At 48.0% G+C, this 22,678-nt stretch carries 16 protein-coding genes; 8 read left to right on the top strand and 8 right to left on the bottom strand.

What is annotated here, in order from left to right; all coding sequences use genetic code 11:
- Nucleotides 1-3: 3 nt before the first annotated feature.
- From HGH91_RS26350 to HGH91_RS26330, 5 genes are all read right to left on the bottom strand, one after another.
- Nucleotides 4-414, bottom strand: coding sequence for a contact-dependent growth inhibition system immunity protein (locus HGH91_RS26350; protein ID WP_168742002.1), 411 nt, complete (start codon nt 412-414; stop codon nt 4-6).
- Nucleotides 415-757: 343 nt separating this feature from the next.
- Complete coding sequence (locus HGH91_RS26345) at nt 758-1,066, bottom strand: hypothetical protein (protein ID WP_168742000.1); 309 nt, start codon at nt 1,064-1,066, stop codon at nt 758-760.
- 92 nt (nt 1,067-1,158) lie between these two features.
- Entirely contained in the window at nt 1,159-2,061 is a 903-nt protein-coding gene (locus HGH91_RS26340) for an NAD(P)/FAD-dependent oxidoreductase (protein ID WP_168741998.1), read from the bottom strand.
- Nucleotides 2,062-2,115: 54 nt separating this feature from the next.
- Nucleotides 2,116-2,961: an ankyrin repeat domain-containing protein gene (locus HGH91_RS26335; RefSeq protein WP_168741996.1), complete on the bottom strand. Its 846-nt coding sequence runs from the start codon at nt 2,959-2,961 to the stop codon at nt 2,116-2,118.
- Between the two features lie 138 nt (nt 2,962-3,099).
- Nucleotides 3,100-4,863: an ABC transporter ATP-binding protein gene (locus HGH91_RS26330; RefSeq protein WP_168741995.1), complete on the bottom strand. Its 1,764-nt coding sequence runs from the start codon at nt 4,861-4,863 to the stop codon at nt 3,100-3,102.
- A gap of 121 nt (nt 4,864-4,984) precedes the next feature.
- Between HGH91_RS26330 and HGH91_RS26325 the strand changes: the two genes are divergently transcribed.
- Complete coding sequence (locus tag HGH91_RS26325) at nt 4,985-5,500, top strand: DUF4251 domain-containing protein (RefSeq protein WP_168741993.1); 516 nt, start codon at nt 4,985-4,987, stop codon at nt 5,498-5,500.
- A gap of 44 nt (nt 5,501-5,544) precedes the next feature.
- On the opposite strand, the gene HGH91_RS26320 is transcribed toward HGH91_RS26325, so the two are convergent.
- On the bottom strand, nt 5,545-6,021 hold the full coding sequence (locus tag HGH91_RS26320) for a GNAT family N-acetyltransferase (protein ID WP_168741991.1): 477 nt from the start codon (nt 6,019-6,021) through the stop codon (nt 5,545-5,547).
- Nucleotides 6,022-6,079: 58 nt separating this feature from the next.
- On the opposite strand from HGH91_RS26320, the gene HGH91_RS26315 reads away from it, so the two are divergent.
- The 7 genes from HGH91_RS26315 to HGH91_RS26285 all read left to right on the top strand — a co-directional run bounded on the left by HGH91_RS26315 (nt 6,080) and on the right by HGH91_RS26285 (nt 16,223).
- Complete coding sequence (locus HGH91_RS26315) at nt 6,080-6,700, top strand: HAD family hydrolase (RefSeq protein WP_168741989.1); 621 nt, start codon at nt 6,080-6,082, stop codon at nt 6,698-6,700.
- Nucleotides 6,701-7,066: 366 nt separating this feature from the next.
- Entirely contained in the window at nt 7,067-8,923 is a 1,857-nt protein-coding gene (locus HGH91_RS26310; protein ID WP_168741987.1) for a DUF1080 domain-containing protein, read from the top strand.
- Nucleotides 8,924-8,944: 21 nt separating this feature from the next.
- Nucleotides 8,945-10,882, top strand: a complete 1,938-nt coding sequence (locus HGH91_RS26305; protein ID WP_211092437.1) for a hypothetical protein — start codon at nt 8,945-8,947, stop codon at nt 10,880-10,882.
- Between the two features lie 452 nt (nt 10,883-11,334).
- Nucleotides 11,335-11,967 carry a TetR/AcrR family transcriptional regulator gene (locus HGH91_RS26300; protein WP_168741985.1) on the top strand — a complete coding sequence of 211 codons (633 nt, stop codon included), beginning with the start codon at nt 11,335-11,337 and terminating at the stop codon, nt 11,965-11,967.
- A complete protein-coding gene (locus tag HGH91_RS26295) occupies nt 11,957-13,318 on the top strand; it encodes a TolC family protein (protein ID WP_168741983.1) in 1,362 nt (453 codons plus the stop codon). The genes HGH91_RS26300 and HGH91_RS26295 overlap by 11 nt, the downstream gene beginning before the upstream one ends.
- 70 nt (nt 13,319-13,388) lie before the next feature.
- A complete protein-coding gene (locus HGH91_RS26290) occupies nt 13,389-14,477 on the top strand; it encodes an HlyD family secretion protein (RefSeq protein WP_168741981.1) in 1,089 nt (362 codons plus the stop codon).
- Nucleotides 14,478-14,645: 168 nt separating this feature from the next.
- Complete coding sequence (locus HGH91_RS26285) at nt 14,646-16,223, top strand: DHA2 family efflux MFS transporter permease subunit (RefSeq protein ID WP_168741980.1); 1,578 nt, start codon at nt 14,646-14,648, stop codon at nt 16,221-16,223.
- Nucleotides 16,224-16,373: 150 nt separating this feature from the next.
- Here HGH91_RS26285 and HGH91_RS26280 read toward each other — a convergent pair whose 3' ends face one another.
- Both HGH91_RS26280 and HGH91_RS26275 read right to left on the bottom strand, forming a co-directional pair.
- Nucleotides 16,374-16,832 carry a DUF962 domain-containing protein gene (locus HGH91_RS26280; RefSeq protein ID WP_168741979.1) on the bottom strand — a complete coding sequence of 153 codons (459 nt, stop codon included), beginning with the start codon at nt 16,830-16,832 and terminating at the stop codon, nt 16,374-16,376.
- Nucleotides 16,833-16,900: 68 nt separating this feature from the next.
- Nucleotides 16,901-22,663: an alpha-2-macroglobulin family protein gene (locus HGH91_RS26275; protein ID WP_168741978.1), complete on the bottom strand. Its 5,763-nt coding sequence runs from the start codon at nt 22,661-22,663 to the stop codon at nt 16,901-16,903.
- Nucleotides 22,664-22,678 lie beyond the last annotated feature (15 nt).

Below are 22,678 nucleotides of genomic sequence, written 5' to 3'. Positions count from 1 at the left end.
TTATCAGGCTTCGGCTTTTGCTTTACGCCAGTACTCGGGTAAATCGAGTTCCGTTTCTATTTCTTCACTTCTGCGCTGCATCATGTCGATGAGGTTTTTGTGAAGATCGGGATGTTCCTCCCAAAACGTGGCTGGTACGTCCAGTACATTCTTTAACAGATCTCCGGGGTACATGCCGGCAGTCACTAAAACGTCGTTCTTTAATATCTCTAATGCCAGGGGTACCAGGTAAGTGGGATTAAATGATTGTCCGATCAACAGCCTTAATTCACTGGCTGATAATTTTACTACTGGTACTTTTACTAAGGCAAGACATTTTTGAATGAGTCCCGAATCTGCTTCTGTAGCTGTTCCCCAACTTCTATTCTCCAACTGCTCCAAAGATTTATATCTCCAGATATCTTTCTTATTCATAAAAAATGTGTCTCTCTTTTCGTGCTAATAAAATAATAACTTATGAAAGTGATTTCAACGCGCAAAGGTTCTTTGGATGGTGATCATCTGTAAGATTCCTGCGGAGTAATGCAGGTCTTGCGGTAGCCGGTCGGCGCCGGCGGTTATAAGAAACCAGGATCAACAGGTATAAATATAGGGAATATTGTTGATGGAGAAATAAAAATTTCCACCTTTAACATTTTATGTAGAAGCAGAAGTCCAAAAGAGGAAAGCAAAAAGCTATTGTGGTGACTGACCAAAGCGAGTGAGATATCCGCTGAGATTATTCTCCACGATAGCTTTTTGCTTTACGCTTTCTGCTTTATGCTCTCTGGTATTTCGGCAGCACCAGCAGCTTTACAATGCTATGTGCTACGGCCGACAGTACCAGCGCGATAACAATGAGGAGGGAAGCTTTACCGGGAGTATCGAATACATCGATGACACCGGATACGGACTTACCTGCAAATAAAATTGCGATCAGGCAGGCAATGCCGCCGGTAATCCATAGTGTGATATGCGACCACAGGTATTTCTGTTTCTGAAAACCACTTTTCCCAAAGGAAGTAAACAGGAGGTACACATGGGCCACGAAAAACAGGGCGGCTAAGACAGCAAGGGTTGTGAACATTCAAGGTTATTTTAGGTGATGGTATAAGAGTACATTGACTAATATATCAAAACCTTTTCAGATATACAACCCCCTGGTAAATATCTTTCCCTTTACACCGTGGTGGCCATGATCAGCTCCTTGTTAATCATAGCGCCGGCCAGGGAGCCAGCGCCTACAGCGGCAGATACGCTCCTGAACATCGTGGTGGCATCGCCGGCAGCAAATATGCCAGCTACGGTAGTAGCCTGGAAAGCATTGACCACAATATGGCCGGTTTCCGACAACTGGCATCCCATGGCCCCGGGGATAGGGCAGTGTTGCTGATAGGCCGGCCGGGCGTACAACGCCTGCAGGGCCTGTGTGCTGCCATCTTCAAAAAGCAGGTGCTGAATATGGCCTTGCGCTGCCACGATGGCTTTCACCGGTTTATCGTTAATGCCTATACGCAGCGCCTGTAGCTGGGCCACGTGGTCGGCCGGTATGGTGATGGGGCCGTTGGTAAATATTGTCAGGTCGCTGGTCCAATGGTGGATCAGACGGCCGAATTCGGAGGCCTGCTCTCCATTGACCAGTATGCCGGTAGGCTTATCTTTTACTTCATAGCCATGACAGTAAGGGCAGTGCAGCACAGAAATGCCCCAGCATTCGGCAAACCCTTTTATATCGGGCATTTCATCTTTTACACCGCTCGCAAATAATAGTTTCCTGGCCTGGAAATGTTCCCCCTCTGCGGTATGGATCGTAAATGTATCGCCCGTTTGCCCGCCGCTGACAGCCAATCCGCTTTTAAACTGTATGGTAGGATACTGCGCTACCTGCGCTTTACCAATGGCGGCAATGGTGGCGGGCGCTACGCCGTCTTGCGTCAGGAAGTTGTGCGAGTGCGGTGTCTGGCGGTTGCAGGGCGCCCCGCTGTCGATGACCAGCACCTGCCTGAGAGAACGGCCCAGTGTCATAGCTGCTGCGAGGCCCGCATAGCTGCCTCCTATAATGATTACGTCGTAAGTGTGCATGATGCTAATTATCTTGTTCCCTGCAAAAATACATATTTGCAACTATGTTGCAAATTAATTTGCGGGCTGATACTCATCCGTACCGGAGCGGATATGGGAGATATGCTCTGCAATCAGGTGCAGGCGGTAATAATATTTCTCAAAGATATCATCGTACATACGGTGCCGGTTCTCCAGGAAAGCATTGAGGGCCTCGTAAATAAATTCCTCGAAAGTATGATGCTCACTCACTTTGATCACACACTCAAACACGGGTTCCATGCTCGTGGAAAATTTGGGTTTTACCTGTATATCTGCCATACAGGTGATCATGTCTTTATAAAGATGAGGGGCTTTGGCAAAGGGGACATAGTGTATGGCGGTAAATCCATCTTCATCATATACATACTTATCTACATCTTCTCCCAACAGGAACTGTATCACCTCCCGGTTATTGTTATGCCGCACTGCCAGCAGCAATGGGGTGTCCAGGCTGGCCAGCACAAAATTGAAATGAATATTGTGTTCAATCAGGATCATCAGCATGTCCGTGATAGCGGCCAGCCGGTGATGTTTGAAGATATAGGCGATGGCAAAGAGGTAATCGGGGTTGTCGACCACCAGGCGCGCCCCTTTTTTGATGGCATACAATACCGCCGTAGGTTTGTTGGCGCCTACGGCGCAAAATATAATGGGAATGACCCCTTCTTTTTTATAATGGATATCTGCACCACCTTCTTCTATCAGGAGTTCCGCCGCTTCAAAAAATATTTCCTGGTTTTCCAGCAAATCGCAGAGCAGTTCAGAACGCTCGTCCCTCGTGAGCGAGGAAAGATTATAGCCAATACCGGTAATGATATCATCCGGCTCCTGGCTGATCTTCACTTTACGCCGCAAATCATTCAGCGAAATTGGTTGCATAGGCTTTCATAGTATAGTAATAGCTCCTGGGAGAGAACGTTGCATAGGATGAAAGCACGGTGGCATCGGTAGGTGCCAAAGATAATAAAAAATAATAATACGGTGTATCGATCAACAGGCGCCCGTTAGCGCCTGTTGCTATGATTTGTTTTCCTGGTGCCTCCATAATTCCTGGAATATCATGCTTTGCTGGCGCAGCGTGTCGAAAGTACCCTCCGCTGCGATACGTCCGCGACGCAGCACGTAAATATAATCGAACTGCGGAAGCAGGTGCAGGCGGTGCATAGCAGAAATAATGGCTTTATCCTGAAATGCCTGGAACATCTTTCCATAAATCATCGCTTCTGTTTTAGGATCTACACTGCTGGTAGGTTCGTCCAGCAGGATCACCTGGCTGTCGCGCGCCGCCAGTATACCCCGCGCCAATGCCAGCCGCTGCTTTTGCCCACCGGATAAGTTCACGCCTTTTTCCCGGATATCTGAAGCCAGCCCCTGGGGCAGCATGTCCACTACGTCCATGAAATGAGCGCTGTTGCAGACCGCCAGCACCTCGGCTTCGGAAAAGGGAAGGCCCAGTGTGACATTATATTCAATGGTGTTCTCAAATATTTCAGGCTCCTGCGGAAACAGGGTCACACTTTCATTCAGGGAGCCTAACGGGAACGGCTCTCCGTCGACCTGCAGCACGGTGCTTTGCTCCGGCTCATATAATCCACGTAAAATAGCCAGCAGTGTGCTTTTTCCGCTGCCGCTTTCCCCAATGAGCGCAATTTTGTGTCCTTTTTCTATATGAAGATGCAGTTCATGCAGGCTTTGCGGGGCATGTGCCTCATCGTAGGCAGCCAGGTGCGAAAAGCTCAGTTTTTCCAGGGTAATGGACTGCCAGCTGGCCGGCAGCTCTGGCGCTGTATCTGCCCGGTGCTGCAGCGTATAGGCGTCGCTGATATTACGCGCCGTTTCTACGGCAGTATTGTATTGCACGATATCGGTGTATTGCCAGGCCACATCCTGGAATACACTGGTAAACTGGTTCACATAGCCCAGCAGCATCACCAGTCCCGCTACCTGGAATACTTGTCCCGGCACCCAGTGCTGGAAACAATAGCCGATAGCAATGACGCAATAGATCAGCGTAATCATCATCTCTGCTACAAACCACTTCCATTCATTGATCACAGTATTTTTCTTAAACGGGGGCCAGATACGCTGTACTTTGGCCAGCAGCCCGTTTTCCATACTTTTCTCGAGCCGCAGGGTAATCACAGTCATAATATTAGAAAGGCTGTCAAACAGCGTAGCCGATACCAGGTGTTCCTGTTCATTGACCTCGTTCAGCGTTTTGATAAAAGGGCGGTCAAACCGCAGTACCAGCCATATGCAGGTAACGCCCAGGGCAATACCAATGGCTCCATACAGGGGAGAGAAGTATAGCATGGCCACCATCGAAAACAGGAGCTTACAGAGCGCATGCAGGTACATAAATCCTCTTTCGAAAAATTCTTTCAGCGCCTCATAGGCTTTGCGGATACGGTTAATCACCGATCCGCTGTGGTTATCCTGGTGCCATTTTACCGGCAAATGGAGGGCCTGGTGGTATCTTTCCTGGAGGAAGTTGCGGCTCAGGTTAAAGGCTACTTGTCTTTCCATGATCCTGGCAGGGCCATGGAAACACCACTCCAGGAATTTGATCCCGAAGTAGCCGCCGGCAAAGAGCAATACATACCGGGGCAGGTGAGGGGAATCTTGCTGTACCTTGCCTACGAACCAGCCAAACAGCACAGGATTCAACGAAAAAATGACGTTGGCCATGAAGAACAACGCATAAATGAACAGGTACTTCTTACGCTCCCGGCGGGCATATTTCCAGGCGGTTTTCAGTAGAGAAATATAAGGGTTAGGCATGTTTCCGGATTTAATCATCAGTCCCTAAAAATACAATATACCCGGGAAGCGTTGAACAAAAATGTGAGCCTGCTGTTATGGTACGATATTAGCGCTGTTCAGTACATTAAAATCATATAATATGAAAAGGTACCTTTTGTTTACCGCAACGATATTCCTTACCCTTGCCCTATTACAACCCGCCCGGGCACAGGAAACCAAAGCACAGAAAAAAGCTGAAAAAATAGCACAGGTGAAATCCTGGATGGACGCCCAGAGTTATATATTCGTGGCGCAAACAGCGCTCCCGATGAGTGGCCGGTCCAGGAACATCACACCAGATTATAACCTGGCCGTGACAGCCGATTCGGTGGTCAGCTATCTCCCGTTCTTTGGCCGCGCCTATACAGCCGATTATGGTGCTACCAAATCGCCGCTGGACTTCAAAACGAAGTCGTTTGAGTATAAGATCACACCAGGCAAAAAAGATGGCTGGAATGTGACCATCAAACCGAAGGACAATAAGTCGGTGCAGGCCATGAACTTAACTGTATCCAGCGAAGGATATGCCTCTCTGCAGGTAACCAGTTACGACAGATCGCCGATGAATTTTAACGGTTATGTAACAGAAATGAAAGATAAGAAAAGCAAAAAGTAAATCACAAAAGACAGGCTATGTCCGCAGTGGAGATAGCCTGTTTTTTATTGTCCTGGTTCCAGTGATTTTATCATCTTGTAGTTAGTCAGTGATACTTCTCCCAAATCTACCTGCCGCGTTTCCACTACTTTAAACCCCATCTTCTCAAAAAAAGGGCGGGCGGTAATACTTACATAGGATGTGAGGGAAGGCAAACCCAGTTCCCTGGCTTTTTCAAATATCCGCCGGATGAGCAGCCCGGCAATCCCCAGGCCCTGGAAATCTTTATGTACAAACATCATATCCAGTTCCCCATCGGCTTCCACAGAAGCAAAACCGGTAATGGTATCTTCCGGCGTCACCGCTACATAGAAGTATTGCTCTTTAATTTTATTTTCCAGGGAAGCAATCCTCTCCCCCCTGGCTGCCCAGGCCCGGACCTGCTCCGGGTTGTAATGGCGGCTGTTGATATGCATAATAGTCCCCTGGTACAGGCTTTTCAGCTGACCGGTATCCTGAAGGGTGGCCGTACGTATTTGCATGTTGTACTTTTATTGCAAGGATAGCCTTATTTTTATTGCAGCATAAATTTTTATTGAGATGGATAAGATTACCCCGATTACCACCCTTTTCCTGGATATTGGTGGCGTATTGCTCACGAACGGATGGGACAGGGCTGCCCGTAAACTGGCCGTACAAACGTTTGGACTGGATGCCCTGGAAACAGAAGAGCGGCATCACCTTACTTTTGACACTTATGAAGAAGGGAAGCTTACGTTGGATGAATACCTGAACCGGGTCATTTTTTATGAAGACCGCAGCTTTACCCGCAAACAGTTCCGCGATTTTATGTACGCACAGTCTGCACCATATCCCGATATGCTGGAAATGGTGACTGCCCTGAAAGCCAAATACCAGTTGAAGATTGCCATCGTGAATAATGAAGGGAGGGAGCTGAATGAACACCGTATTCATCACTTTAACATCAGCCGCTTCGTTGATTTTTATATCTCTTCCTGTTTTGTACACCTGCGGAAGCCAGATGCCGATATCTATAAGATAGCGCTGGACATTGCCCAGGTGAGGCCGGCGGAAGTAGTGTACCTGGAAGACCGGTCTATGTTTGTAGATGTAGCCAATGGCTTGGGTATTAACGGTATTTGCCACCGGGATTATGACAGCACCCGGTTGCAGCTGGAAACCTTTGGCTTAAAATTGTAGTAACTATTTATCATAGGAAAGAGGAGGGAAGTAACTTACTTCCCCCTCTCTTTCTTTTTAAAATATTTTAAGAATTAACCACCTAATTTCTTTTCGCGACGGGCGTTGTTTGTTCGTAGCTCCTTTTTTACCGCTGGTGTAATTTTTTAACCCCTGCTACTTACTTTTTTACAATTAATTTCTATTTTGTTGCCTTGTTGTAGGTTTAGCGGTGTTCCACGTTATTAGTTTAGCAAGCAAATAGTTGAAATTCAAATTTTCATTAAAATCATTTTGGGAATTGCCCATATAAAAAAACTAATGCGGTGGCTAGGAAGCTAAATGCATTTAGCAAACAATGTAAACTCTTTAAAAAAATCCAGATCTATGCTTAGATGGAACAAGTTCCGTCCAAAGTTGAAACAGTTACGTGTGTACGACCGGAGAACTTTGGTATTGATGTTAAGTATTGGCAGCTGTCAGCAGTTGATGGCCCAGAACAAACTGCCATTAGCTGATTTATCTGCTTTTCAGCAACCAGCAGCCAATTGGCGTATAGCCGGTGGCGTTAAAGCAGACCTGCAGCAACAGAATGTATTGCAAACAACGGAAGGAACCGGTATCCTGGTGAACCTGCCTGCGAAAAACACGCATGGGCAGGATCTTTTCAGCAACTGGCAACATGGTGATCTCGATCTGGAGCTGGACTACCTCATGTCTAAAGGGTCTAACTCCGGTATTTATTTACAGGGCAGGTATGAAATCCAGTTGCTCGACAGCTGGGGCACCGCTGCTCCCCGGGCTTCCGACAACGGTGGTGTTTACGAACGCTGGAACGACAGCCAGCCTGCCGGTCAGCAAGGATATGATGGACATGCACCCCGCCAGAATGTAAGTCGTGCGCCAGGTTTATGGCAGCACATGAAAATATCTTTCCAGGCGCCCCGCTTCGATGCTGCCGGTAATAAAATTGCCGATGCCGTGATCCTCAAGCTGGTGCTGAATGGCGTTACCATTCATGAAAACGTGGTACTGTCGGGCCCCACCCGCGGTGCGGTACAAAATAATGAAGTAGCGGAAGGCCCGCTCCGGATCCAGGGCGATCATGGTACCGTAGCCTTTAGAAATATCGTAGTCAATAACTATAACGCGCCCCGCCCCGAGCTGCAGGACGTGAAGTATAGTGTATATAAAGGTCGCTTCGACAAAGAACCGGATTTTAATACGCTGAAACCGGCAACTACCGGTACTTCCGCGCAACTGACCTCCAACATCAACGGTCTGCCTGACAATGAATTTGTGGTGCGCTATACCGCTACCCTGGTAGTGAAAAAAGCAGGAGATTATGGATTCAACCTCCATACCTCCGGTGGTCCGGGCGCCCTGAAAATAGATAACAAGCCGGTGATCACTCCCCGCGGTTGGGATGGCCATGGAAATGTGAGCCTGGAACCGGGCAACCACGCCGTGGAAGTGCTGTATGGCAAAACTACCGACTGGGCTAAGGCTTCCCTGACATTGGCGGTGAAAGAAGCAGGTATCCGGGAATTTGTGATCAGCGATGCCAACGTACCAGCAGATGATATTACCGATCCAATCCTGGTAACGGCGAACGAAAACACGGTTTTGCGCAGCTTTATGGATATCCCCGGCAAACGCGTGGTACACGCCGTTTCTGTAGGGAGTCCTGCTAAAGTGCATTACACCTATGATATGGATAATGGCCAGCCGGTACAGGTATGGCGTGGCGAATTCCTCAATACCACCCCGATGTGGCACGACCGTGGCGACGGTTCTTCCCGCCCTATGGGTACCGTACAAGTGCTCACCCCGCAGGTGGCATTAGCCATCGAAAAGCTGTCGGGTAAAGATGCGGCATGGACCAATGATACAACTGGTACCGGTTATCGTCCTGCCGGTTATACACTCGACGAAACAGGTAAACCTACTTTCCAATACCAGGTGTATGGTACCGCGGTAACAGATGATATCAGCGTATTGCCGGAAAACCAGGGTATCCACCGTACCGTAACGGTTGCACAGCCTGCGGCTGATCTGTATCTGCGTATAGCCGTGGCAGATAATATAGAGCAGGTAGCCCCTGGTATGTATGTGATCGGCGATAAATCTTATTACGTGAAGATGGACGATACCAAAGCGAATGCCATCATCCGCAACCAGAATGGCCGCGCAGAACTGATTATGCCGGTACAGGCTAAAACAGGTTATGCGGTTATCTTCTAAGCAGCAATACTAATGACTATTATGAAACTGAATTATAAAAGAATTACAGCAGGAATTGCCGCCGGCATGTTGCTGATGACTACTGCTATCACCGGGGTACAGGCACAGGAGTCGCCCAAGGAGGAAGACTTTTTCCGTATTGCACGTATCAGCTCCCCGGAAGGTACCCTGCTCGAAGTAGGTGGTTTATGTACCCTGCCTAATGGCGACCTGGGCGTGGCTACCCGCCGCGGCGATATCTTCATCGTGGAAAATCCTACCAGCAAGCAACCCTATTTCAGGAAAGTGGCTTCCGGACTGCATGAAGTACTGGGACTGGCTTACAAGAACGGATCCCTGTACTGCGCACAACGCGGCGAACTGACCAAAATGACCGACACCAACATGGACGGTAAAATAGACAAGTTCGAAACCGTATATGCCTGGCCGTTATCCGGTCATTACCATGAGTACAGCTTTGGCCCGGTACTGGGACCAGACGGCTCTTTCTTCGTATCCGGCAACGTTGCCTTTGGCGATGAAGAGTGGTGGCGTGGTGAAAGCCGCGTACCCTGGAGAGGCTGGATGATGCACATCACCGAAGACGGTAAAATGGAACCCTGGGCTACCGGTTTCCGTTCTCCCTGCGGTTTGGGTACTATCGATGGCGAACTGTTTTATACCGACAATCAGGGTGACTGGATGGGCTCCGGTGGACTTACCCACGTAAAGAAAGGTAGCTTCGTAGGACACCCTGCTGGTTTGCGCTGGACAGGCTTGCCCAATTCACCGGTAAAACTCACCACCGAAGCGCTGTATGCCAAGGTAGATCCCCGTTTCCGCAAAGATGCCAATGGCCGTGCTATCAAACCGGAAAACGTAGAAAACGAAAAGTTTGTGACGCTGTTTGATATGAAGAAATATTTCCCCGAATTACAGTTGCCAGCCGTATGGTTGCCACACGGTGTGTTAGGGGTTTCCAACTCACAGCTCACCACCATTCCTGAAGGCGTATTTGGTCCTTTTGCCAAACAGGTACTGATCGGCGACCAGGGGCAGAGTAAGATCATGCGCGTATACCTGGAAAAAGTAAATGGTGAGTACCAGGGTGCTGCCTGGGATTTCAGAAGCGGTTTCCAATCCGGCGTACTGCGCCTGGCCTGGGGCAAAGACGGCTCCCTCTTTGTAGGTGAAACCAATCGTGGATGGGGTTCTGCCGGCGATGCCAACCAAGGGCTTCAACGCCTGGTGTGGAACAACCGCGTACCGTTTGAAATGAGAACGGTTAGCGCCCAGCCCGATGGTTTTGAAATCACCTTTACACAGCCCATCGATAAAAAATATGCAGAAGATATTGCTTCTTACAATGTAGAAAGCTTTATCTATAAGTATCACCCGGTGTATGGAAGTCCAACCGTTAATACAGAGAAACTGACGATTAAAGGAGTACAGGTATCGCCCGATGGTATGAAGGTGCGCCTGGTGATAGATGGACTGCGCCAGTATTACATCCACAAACTGAGCCTGAATGGTATCCGTGCGCAGGAGAATGCTTATTCCCTCGTACATCCGGATGTATACTATACGCTGAACAATATTCCTGATGGCGCCAAGCTGCCGGTATCTGCGCTGAGCACCAAAAACTCCGCTATTAAGCCGGCCGCTACCAAGGCTGCAGAAGCGAAGGCCGCTGCGAAGGAAGCAGCTCCTGCTGCTGCAAAAGCGCTGACCTATGAGCAAATCAAGCCTTTACTGAATAAATACACCTGTTCTTCCTGTCATAATCCTGATAAGAAGCAGGTAGGTCCGGGCTTCCGGGAAGTGGCAAAGAGAAATTACTCTGTAGCCAAAATCCTGACACTGATTAAGAATCCTAAGCCGGAAAACTGGCCTGGCTATGCAACGCCAATGCCTCCTTTACCGCAGGTGCCACAAGCCGATGCAACCAAGATTGCGATGTGGATTAATTCACTGAAGTAAGCGGAAAGCAAAAGCGGATAGCATAAAGCTATTGAAGCGAGTGATCTTTGCGAATATTAAAAATCGCATTGGTCATTCGCTTCAATAGCTTTATGCTATCCGCTTTTGCTTTCCGCTATCTGACGCCAGCCCTTTTTATTTTAGTCCTCTCTGTCCATTCCGTGGATTTCCAGTTGTTATACGCCGGTAGTTTGTGCTCATTTTAAGGTTTCCTTAACGGGAAAACAGCGCCTTGTTCGGGTTGATTTGCAGGGGCATCCGAGGCATTTTTTGTCATCCAGGATTACCTTCTTGTTAACAAAACTTAAAAAGAGCTTAAAGTTTTTTCATTGTTATTTGATTAATAATTAAATATAGATATGATTAAATAAAATTTAAACAGTCGATTAAATAAACGCTTGTTTAAATTAAACGTTTGTTTAACTTTGCTTTGTCAAATCTAAAAAAGGAACATGGAAGAGTATAGTGAAAAACAGCTCGCGATTTTAAAGGTTGCAGAGCGGCTATTTGCCGATCAGGGCTTTCATGGCACATCGGTAAGGGACATAGCACAGGAGGCGGACGTGAATATTGCCATGATCTCCTATTATTTCGGATCGAAGGACAAACTGCTGGAAACTATTTTCAGATATAGAATGGAGGCTTCCCGTAAGTTCATCAATGAGTTATTGGAGAACAATACGATGGAGCCCCTGGAGAAAATCAACAGCCTGATCGACCGGTTTATCAATAAGATGCTGGGAGAGCAATACTTCCAGTGTATTATGAGCCGCGAGCAGCTGAACAGCCAGGCAAGCCCGGTAAGGGACCTGATCTGGGAACTGAAAGGAGAGATGCTGGGGTTAATGCAGCCCATCGTTACCCAGGCACAGGAGGCAGGCATCTTTTATAAGGATGTAGACGTGGAAATGTTGATGACCACATTATTCGGGACTATTCACCAGGTAATACCTGCTCAACATATACTAAAGAAAAGTGCCCCGGCAACGGTAATGAATGATGATGAATTCCGGGAATATGTCAAAAAAAGGGTAAGTACCCATTTAAAAAAATTGTTCAAAGCAATCCTAACACATGAATTCTAAAAGCATATACACACGATTATATGCGCTTGCATCGGGAATCCTGCTGACTTTTTTCTACCAGACAGCATCCGCACAACAGAGCATAAAACCGCTTTCGTTAAATGAAGCCATATCGCTGAGTATACAAAACAGCAAACAATTAAGAGTGAGCCAGGCCAGAGTTGCTGAAGCCACTGCCTCACTGAAAACAGCCAATGAACGCCAATTACCGGATGTAAGTGTTTCCGGTTCTTACCTCCGCCTTACCCAACCTAATATAGATCTGAAGCTGAAGACGGGTAGTGACAATGGTGGTAGCAGCGGAGGATCCAGTCCTAAAGTAAATTCTGCGGCATATGGTATGGCCAATGTATCCATCCCCATTTTTGCCGGCGGTATTATACAAAGTGGTAAAGAATCTGCCCGGTACCTGGAGCAGGCGGCCAAACTGGACGTTGATAAAGACAAAGAAGAGATCATTCAAAACACCATTGCTGCCTACAGTAACCTGTATAAAGCTAAAGCAGCCGTGACACTGGTAGAAGAAAATATTAAAACTTCGGATCAAAGAGTGAAAGAGTTTTCCAACAAAGAACAGAATGGATTACTGGCGCGCAACGACCTTTTAAAAGCAGAGTTGCAGCAGTCTAACTACCAGCTGGCATTGATGGACGCACAGAACAATCTCAAAATTGCCAATCTCAACATGAACATTATGCTGGGATTACCAGACAACACCCTGTTGCAGGTAGACAGCACCATATTCAAGGTAGATAACAACGTAGACGGACGCGGAGAGGCAGAGTTTGAGCAACTGGCTTACCAGAACCGGAAAGATGCCCAGGCTTTGGGAGCGCGGGAGAAAGCAGCCAACGCTGGTGTGAAAGGAGCAAAAGGAGAGTATTTTCCTTCCCTGGCTGTTACCGGTGGTTATATAGCTGCCTATATCCCTAACGTGGTTACCATTACCAATGCGGTTACCGGCGGGGTAGGACTGAAATACAACTTGTCTTCCCTCTGGAAAACAGGGTCCAAGGTAGCCGGTGCAAAAGCACAACTGGCAGAGGTACAGGCTAACCAGGCCAAGCTCATTGACGGTATTCATATGGACGTTTACCAGTCTTACGAAAACTATCTCCTGAGCCATAAGAAAATGGACACTTATATAAAGGCGATTGAGCAGTCAGAAGAAAATTACCGGATTACGAAGAATAAGCACGACAATAACCTGGCTACTACAACAGATCTGTTGGATGCCGATGTGGCAAATCTACAGTCGCACCTCAACTACGCTTATGCGAAGGCAGATGCACTGGTAGCTTACAACAAACTGTTACAGGCAGCAGGCATACTGGAATCCAACAACAAATAATACGCACAAACCAAAAAATATCAAAGCCGTGGAAACGCAAACACAAACAAAACCTACTAACAATATAAATATGCAGGAAACAACCGCGCCTAAAAAGAGAAGCAAAGGGTTTATCATAGTGCTGGCTGCGCTGGTAATTGGTGGTGGTGCTTTTGGTGTCACCAAATATATTCACTCCTTACACCATGAGGAAACAGATAATGCGCAGATTGATGCGAATGTAAGCCCGGTAATACCACGTGTATCCGGTTACGTGAAAGAAGTAAGGGTAAAAGATAACCAGCTGGTAAAGAAAGGAGATACCCTCGTGATCCTGGATGACCGCGACCTGGCCCTCAAAGTACAACAGGCGGAAAACGGACTGTATACTGCACAGGCAAACCTGGGCGCTGCTGAAGCTTCTACCGCTGCTGCGCAGGCCGGTATCAGCACTGCAGAAGCACAGATAGGTACGATCGACGCACAGATTGCTGCAGCCAAAGTAAATCTTTGGAGAGCCAGCCAGGATTTCGAACGCTACAGCAACCTGATTAAAGATCACTCTATCACACAACAGGAATTTGAACAGGCCTCTGCTGCCAAACAAACTGCTGAACGTCAGCTGGACGTATTGGCTAAACAAAAAGCAGCTGCTGCACGTCAAACAAATGTAGTGTCTTCCCAAAGCGGCGCTACTTCCAAACAAATCAACATCGCCAACGCTGGTATCAAACAACGTGAAACCGACGTAGCCGATGCTAAACTGAACCTCTCTTACACCGTGATCACAGCTCCGGAAGATGGGGTGTTATCAAAAATATTTGTACAACCTGGTCAGTTCGTGTCTGCCGGTCAGTCTCTTTTCAGCGTAGTACTGAGCACTACTCCATGGGTAGTGGCCAACTTCAAAGAAACACAGCTGGATAAAATGAAACTGGGCCAGAAAGTAACCGTACATATCGATGCTTATCCTGAAAAGGCGCTGGAAGCTAAAGTCACTTCCTTCTCGCCGGCTACCGGTTCTAAATTTGCACTGCTGCCTGCGGATAACGCTTCTGGTAACTTCGTAAAAGTGGTACAACGCTTACCGGTAAAAATTGAGTTCGACAACCCTAACGATGAACTGGTTAAACAGTTGCGCCCGGGTATGAACGTACTGGTAGACGTGCACCTTAACTAATCATATACATGAATAGCAACTTATCCGGAGTTAATAATTAATGGAAACCATGCAAAGACTAATGACAGGCAATACCAACAGCAAAGACTAATTCAACAGGCAGGTACTTATCGGCATTAATTATTAACTCCGGGCAACGTTGTCCTCATTCAAAATATAAACTGCTGCATGCAACAAGAATCATTGATAGAATACGGCTCGCGCAGGGTGATCATTACGATCACTGCTATTTTCTGCGCCTTGCTGGAGATAGTGGATACCACTATCGTAAATGTGGCGTTGAATGACATGCGTGGTAATATGGGTGCTACGCTGAGTGAAATCGGATGGGTGATCACCGCCTACGCTATCGGTAACGTAATCATTGTACCGATGACCAGTTGGTTATCCCAACAGTTCGGTCGCCGTAACTATTTTGCGGCGTCTATTATCATATTCACCGTTTCCTCCTTCCTTTGCGGTAACTCCACCACCATGGTGGAACTGATCTTATTCCGCTTCATACAGGGTCTTGGAGGAGGTGCATTGCTGGTAACCTCTCAAACAATTATCACGGAAAGTTATCCGCCCGAAAAGCGCGGTATTGCCCAGGCTATTTACGGCTTAGGGGTAATTATCGGTCCTACTTTAGGCCCCCCGCTCGGTGGTTACATTACAGATAACTATTCCTGGCCATACATTTTTTACATTAACATTCCTATTGGCGTTATTGCCACCCTGCTCACCCTGCAGTTCGTACGCAGCCCTAAATACGGCAAGAAGAAGTCCATCAGCGAAATCGACTTCCTTGGTATAGGCCTTTTGGCCGTCATGGTAGGTTCCCTGCAGTTTGTGCTGGAACGCGGACAGGAAGACGACTGGTTTAATGATCCAACCATCACCCTGTTGACGGTGATCAGCGCATCGTCGCTTTTCTTCTTTATCTGGAGAGAGTTGACTACGCCTAATCCCATCGTAGAGCTGCGGGTATTGAAAGATGGTAATCTTCGGGTAGGTACAATACTGTCATTTATCATGGGCTTCGGGTTATACGGATCTACCTTTATTATCCCGTTGTATACACAGGGATCGTTGGGATGGACTGCTACCCAGTCGGGTATGCTCATGATCCCCGCAGCACTGACCACGGCCTTTATGATGCCATTGATTGGTAAGCTGCTGGAGAAAGGGGTGCCTCAGCAATACCTGGTAGCCGCCGGTATGTTCCTGTTCTTTGGCTTCTGCTTCTGGGGATATAAAATTATTACCCCCGCAGATACCGGTGCAGATGCGTTCTTCTGGATGCTGATTGTACGCGGTGTGGGTATGGGACTGCTCTTCATTCCTATTACTACCTTATCTCTCTCCGGCCTCAAGGGGCAGCAGATTGGTCAGGGGGCAGCCTTCACCGGTATGATGCGCCAGCTGGGAGGTTCATTCGGGGTGGCATTGATCACTACCTTTATGGCCCGCCAGAATATGCTGCACCGCAATGACCTGGTAGCTAAGCTGGATACCAACAACCCCGATGTAATAAACCGGGTAAATGGCCTGGCACACAGCTTCGCAGCCAAAGGTATGGATGCAGACAAAGCCCTCGGCAGTGGTTATAAATTGCTGGATTACAGCATCACCAAACAGGCGGCGATATTATCCTATATGGATGTATTCCTGTACCTGGGACTGATGTTCCTGATCTGCGTACCATTTGTACTGATGGTAAAAGCTAAGAAAGCGGCTAAACTGGATCCGTCAGCCGTGCACTAACGGAACAGTTTTCGACATAAAAATATTGTTGCAATAACAGTGTAACAGTTGTAGGTTTAGGTAAATAAGCCCCGATTTTAATCGGGGCTTTTGTTTTTTTTGGGATAGTTTTTATGGAGATAATTTCTGCGGCTAGCTTCAGGATCAGCGCTACAACGGTATGCCCGCTCTTTTATAAATAAAACTCAGCAGCCAGGCCGGACCTATCAGGAGGAATTGCAAGTCCTTGAAGAAGGACGGTTTGGCGCCTTCTATTTTATGGCCTATAAACTGGCCAATCCAGGCCAGCACAAAAATAACCAGTGCCACCTGCCAGGTAGCCAGCCCGGTGGCGGCAATCATGCGCCACAACCACAGGCATATAATACCAATCAACAACATACCAGCTGCTAATGAGGCGGAAAGTCGCAGGTAGTAAAGGATGACCGCCAACAAGGCGATATGCGCCAATGTTAGGTACATAAAGGATATGCCGGGTATCTGCACCGCATACAGGAAGCCAACAATGCTGAAAAAGATAGCGGGTACACAGATCCAGTGAATCAGTTTGTTGGTTGGGTTACGGTGACTGGTACCGTAGTCATCCAGCCATTGGTGGATTGTTTTCATCGCGGAACGGTTTAATTGGTGTTCCTATTAATATACGTTAAATAAACCATTTGTGGGAGGAAAGCCGCTTACTTTTTTGCTCCTGCGATGTTGATCTGCGTCAGGCCTGTTCTGCCAAAGAATACCGGGAAATACATCATTTCCGCTTTGGCCGGGTTCAGGTGATAACGGCCGGTATACCGGGGCATCAGCGACACCTGGAAAGTATACCTGCCCTTGTTAAGCTGGTTACAGAAGATGCTCACCTTGTCTTTGAAATGTTCGCGGTGTACCTCATTGTTTGTCCAGCTGCCGCTTTTTTCTTCATAAGAACAGCCGGCAGGAATAGGTATTTCCACCATGACATAATCGGCATCTGCCTTTACTTCAACTTCTACGGTGAGCTGTACTCGTTTGCCGGCGGTGAGCTGCCCCACGTTTTTACCTTCCTGCATAAATTTGCTGCTAACGCTGAACTCGTGGCTGGCCGGCAATGGCGCCGGATTCCAGTGTTGTTGCCAGGCGCTGAAATAAACGGTAGCGCCGCCACTTTTAGTTACCTGTACTGATTGACCGCCGGGCAAAGTATGGTTGTACGGAAATTGAGTGACCGCTTGCCCATTTACCTGCAAGGTAGCCGGGCGTTGTTCTCCTGCCTGTAGTACATCCGGCATAATGGTGGCCAGGATGCTGGCCGACTCGTAAGTATTGCGCCAGTTACCACTGCGCCTTTTTTCCAGGAACCAGTTGCGGATGCTGTGTAATAGCTGTTCCTGTCCGCCTGCTGCCCTCAATATTTTATAGGCCAGCAAGGTGATTTGTATACTGTTATTAAAGAACTGGTAACTTTCCTCGCCCCAGTAACTGTTGCCCATCATAGTCGTTTGACGGTACGCCAGGAGCGAATCCGTTTTAACGGTAATGCCTGTACGTTGTTTCAGGTATAGCAGGCGATACTGATCGTACATGTTATTTTTCGGTGCTTTCAATGTATCCAGGTAATTGGAGTAGTTTAATTTTGCCCCCAGCATATGCAGGGTTTCGAGCAGGGTGATTTTATCAGTATAGGCCGCACTGTTGAGCAGAAATACCTGGTAGCTGATCAACGCGGATTTATCCAGGCTAACGGAAAATCCCTGTTGTTCCGCCAGCAGAAAGGCTTGGAGTACATGTTGGGAGATCCAGTATTCCGTTGTGCCTTTATGCCACCATCCCCAGTTTCCGTCCTTATTTCTATTTCCCTGCAGGTCGGAGATAAGCTGACGGATTTTCCGGTCTTTATCAAACGGTTGCTTCAGCAACCGGCGGGCTTGCTTTTCCAGGAGCAGGCCGGTGAGTTTGGAAGCCATCTGTTCATTGCAGAGGTATTCGTAGCGTTCCAGGTAGTCTGTTTCTTCCAATAATACCGGCAGCAGGGAGGTATTGGCATAAATGTGGATAGCGCCCGTATCGCTGGCTGTAAAGGTAAAGGCGGTGTCGCCGGGCAGTGTGGCAAAGACGCCATTTGTTTCTTTCACGCCGGCTGGTATTATTGGGATGGCCCGGTACTCGCCATCGAAATAGTCGCCGCTGGTATGAATAGTATATTGAAAGGAGGCGCTGTCGCCAGCCGGTATGGTGATCGGGAAGGTATCTATATAACTGTTTTGTACCCCGATGTTATGTTGTTCCACGAGACGATGATTGGCGTAAAAGCTGCGACTGACCGTACTGCTATCTCTCCCGTAGTTTAATATTTTACCGATAATATGGATGCTATCACCTGCGATAGCAAATGTTGGGAGAGACAGGTTAGCACTCAGGGGTTTAAACGCTTTAATCTGTGCCTCGGCGGCACCGGTTTGCCGTTGGTCGGTATACGCCAGGGCGTAGGTCTTCCAGCTGGTAATATCATCCGGGAAGGTAACCTTAAAGCTGGCTTCACCTTTTTCGTTGGTACGTAACCGTGGTTGCCAGAAGGCATCGTCCCGGAAGTGGGTGCGGATGGAATTGCCTGCAGGTAAGCCTTCCTCATGATTCAACGCGGCTAGTGCGCCCGCTTTACTGCTGGTGATAATAATTACGCCATTGGCCGCCCTGGCGCCATAAATTGCTGTGGCAGCAGCATCTTTCAGCACCGTCATGTTTTTGATCTGATCCGGTGGCAGGCTTTTCAGATTCCCTTCATAGGGAATTCCGTCTATAATGATTAATGGCAACCGAGTACTATCCGCTGCAATACCTCTTATATTAACACCGGCTACATAGCCTTGAAGCGACTCAGTGACCACGGAGACAGACGCAGTGAGGTTATTTTTCTTTATAGTACTATAACCTTTCACTACTACCGATTCCAACAGATGTTGCTCCCTGGCCTCCATTCTCACATCGAAATACTCCTGGTTTTTTAGGGATACCTCCTCACTGTTGTAACCTATAAAGCTGAAAACGAGTATCCCTTTTTCGGTGACCGGCAACCGGAAGAAACCCTTTGCATCGGTAGCAACACCTGTGTTGGTACCTTTCAGTTTCACTGTTACGCCTGGCAGGGGAGTATGCAGTTTTTTATCTGTAACCACGCCATATACGGTCCTGGTAAAGCTGCTGCTGGTAAGGTATTGCTGGTTGAATGCCGTATTGAAATCTACTTTTTGTTCAATAGGGGTTGGCTGGTTGGAAGGCCAGTCGAGGATGGCCTGGTGCAATGCCGTGCTCACGCTGTCGTTAAATACTATTTTATGTCCCTGTAATTTGTAATAGGTGTCCCCGCCTTCTCTTACCTCCAGGCTATCCGCAACATAGTAGCGGTTGTTGTAATGCAGTACCAGCAGGCGATAGTAACCGGGTTCCAGCCCCGTAAAACGCCGGGTAGTTTTAGGATAGAGGGCAACAAAGGAAGGGTTATCGTAGCGGTAAAGAAAGAGCTGCCTGATTTCTTTCTCTGGTAAACAGGTGTCGGGCGCTATTTGCAGGTCATATCTGCTGCCTTGATAGCTGTGGTCGGGGTAAATGGGATGGCCGATAGTAGTCCTCCCCAGCTCATTTTTCCAGCTGGTATCGATCTCCTGTGTGGTGAATACTTCGTCATAAAACGGGGGCTGCTCCCATGCTTTTGCATGAAAGAAAGAGCGGTAACGTTGGGAGGGTATCTCTTTTTCCCTGACCAACCCTTTCTGGATGCTAAAGGTATAACCTGGCTCGGGCTGGAAAGGCTGGGAGAAGTTGCCTTTTACAACATATTCGGCCTCAGACACGTACAACGGGCCTGCCAGCACGGTTTGACTGCCATAGTTATTACTCCTGAACCAATAGATATTGTCGCCCTGGCGAATATACGTATAGTTGGTATTTCCGTTTAGTTCAAATGGAACGAAATATCGCCTCCAGGTAATTTGTTCTGCAGGGGTGAGGGTAGGCGACATTTTTTCTACCCGTATCCGGGCATTCGGTTCGTCTCCCGGAATACTGACGAAGGTCTTCATCCCACCAACGGCCTCAATGCTGTCTATGATGATACGTTTATCCCTGGTGCGAAGTTCTATCCGGTGTTTACCCGGACTTACCGCAAAGCTATAAGCACTGCTCTGGCCGGCCTGGTCGAAATATACCGGTTGTTCATCGATGGTCACCATTACCGGCGCCTGGAGGGTATTGTTTTCCCGGATAAAGGGCGCCAGTTGCGTAACCCCCGACACTACCGGCGCGGTATTGTAATAAATGCCGGTTGAGTAGAGGAAGCGGTAATAGGTGATACTGTCCAACGCCATGTCATTTTTCCATCTTTCCCAGCTGATCAGCCGGGTAGTCAACGCCCGTCTGTTGTTGACAAGGCGTTGCAGGCTGTACTTTTTCCTCAGGCTATACACCTGGCCCAGGTAGGGCGCAACAGGCATCTGGTAGTCGCTGAATTTGCCGGTAATGGCGTAAGCGGTTACATCGGCGTCTTTCACAGGGTGCCCCTCCATATCTTTTACGGTAACGCCTATACGGGAAGTCTGGCCGGGATAAATGGCCAGCGGACTATTAATGTTTACCTGTAATTGCTTGTCGGCATACGGTATGTAAAAGTTCTCACGTTGCACCTGGTCATTCAGGATGTATTGAATGCTTACAGAATAATACCGGGGGGTGGTACTGGCGGCCTTCCACGACAACTGCCGGCTATAGCCCTTGTCTACCAGTTTGTTGTCGGCGAAGATGCTATACCAGAAAGATAATTTCGATGGGTTGTTGATGGAAATAAATACAGAATCGCGGGTGCGGAAATTATTTGCCGTGATCCTGGCGTCATTGCGGGCAATACTGTATTTCCTGCTTACGCTGCCGGCTGTGACGAGGTAGGTGGCTGCAAATGGCTGGATAGGGACGCTGGTTGGGAGCATCAGTGACAACCTGCGGATGGTATCTCCTGAAGCATTGACTAACCGCAGGATAGCCGGCATTGTTTTTACCTTACCTGCACGGTTAAACGAAATGGATATACTGTCGGCCGTTTGGGAAAAACGGATATCATCAGGCTCGAATAAATAATCTATATAATTACTGCTGTGTTGCGATTCATTGTTGCTGTTAAGAAACAGCGTCGCGATATTATAGGAAAAGGTAGCCGCCGGAAAGATGCTGTCCGGAAGGGTTACCTTGGTTTCGCCGGTCATATCCAGTGTGGTTTCATGTGTCCAGAGCGTTTCAGGAATGAAAACAAACGGCGCATGATACTGGCGGACTGTATTGGGAGTAACGGTGATGACTACCCGCCCGTCCATGACAGGGAGTCCGTTTTCATCAGTAGCTTTCAGGTACAGCGACAAGGGCATGCCACGGGTATGTTCGTTATGGTCGGTACGGGAAGTGAAATGGATGCTTTTCAGATCATACTCTTCATACTCAAAGATGCCCCGCATCAATACATTTCTTTTGGCGGCGTAAGCATCATCGTCCAGGTCTGTTTCATTATTGTCGAGCGCATATTTCCGGCTGGCCAGTGTTTCCAGGGTAATAAGGTATTTATCATCCAGGTCGAGATCGAGGCTGTCGTTTAGTACAAATTCGTAGTCATAACCACCAGGCCGGTAAGGATTGATCACCGTAAGGATGGTATCCAGGGTGTTTCGGCAGGAGAGCCGGAGCAATAAGGGAGTGCTTACCAGCCGTCCATCTTTCCGGGTAATAAATGTTTTGAGACGTACCGTATCATGGGGTTTGTATCTAGGTTTGCTGAATGCCATGAAACCTTTATAGTGCGCTTCGGAGGGCGTGGTTACATAGAAGTCGGCGTCTTCCGGGCGGGGACTATAGGGGCGCTGTTTGTGATGTGGCAGGAGCCTTTTCCACCAGGGTGTTTTACTGGCCTGCCGATTATTGGCCAGTTCAAATAGGTTCAGCACCTGGTTATGGCGTATGGTTACCGTGCCGGCGCTGGTCGATTTTGGCAGGCGGTAGGTGTGGGTAGCTTCATCCCAGGGAATGCTATGACCCCCTACCTGTACCTGTGCATTGGAGATGATGGCGCCCTGGTTGTCGTGCAGTAATATAGCGAGATCGTGATCGTTGGATACCAGTTTGAAATGGAGGTTATGTACCGGCTGAAAGGTATATTGCATTTCATTTTTATTGGCATTTACCACCAGGTAGTTGCCGGGTGGCACAGTGGGAAACAGGCTGTCCTGGGGATAGGACGTTTGCAGCGTGTGTAGATATTTTTCCTGTGCCCAGGTACGTTTTTTATGCCGCCATTGAAATATTTCCCTGGCTTCCTGGTCGCTGAGTTGATATACATAAGCATGCGCACTGCGGGTGGTGCTGCGGGTCAATGGCTGTTGGGCGTGTGATAGCAAGGAATACAAACAGCATAACAGAAAAAGGCTTCTTTTCAAGGCATCAGGATTATA

This window comes from Chitinophaga eiseniae, from assembly GCF_012641265.1.
Lineage (GTDB): Bacteria > Bacteroidota > Bacteroidia > Chitinophagales > Chitinophagaceae > Chitinophaga > Chitinophaga eiseniae_A.
Note: the sequence above shows the minus strand (reverse complement) of the source record. Positions and strands in the feature narration are given on the sequence as shown.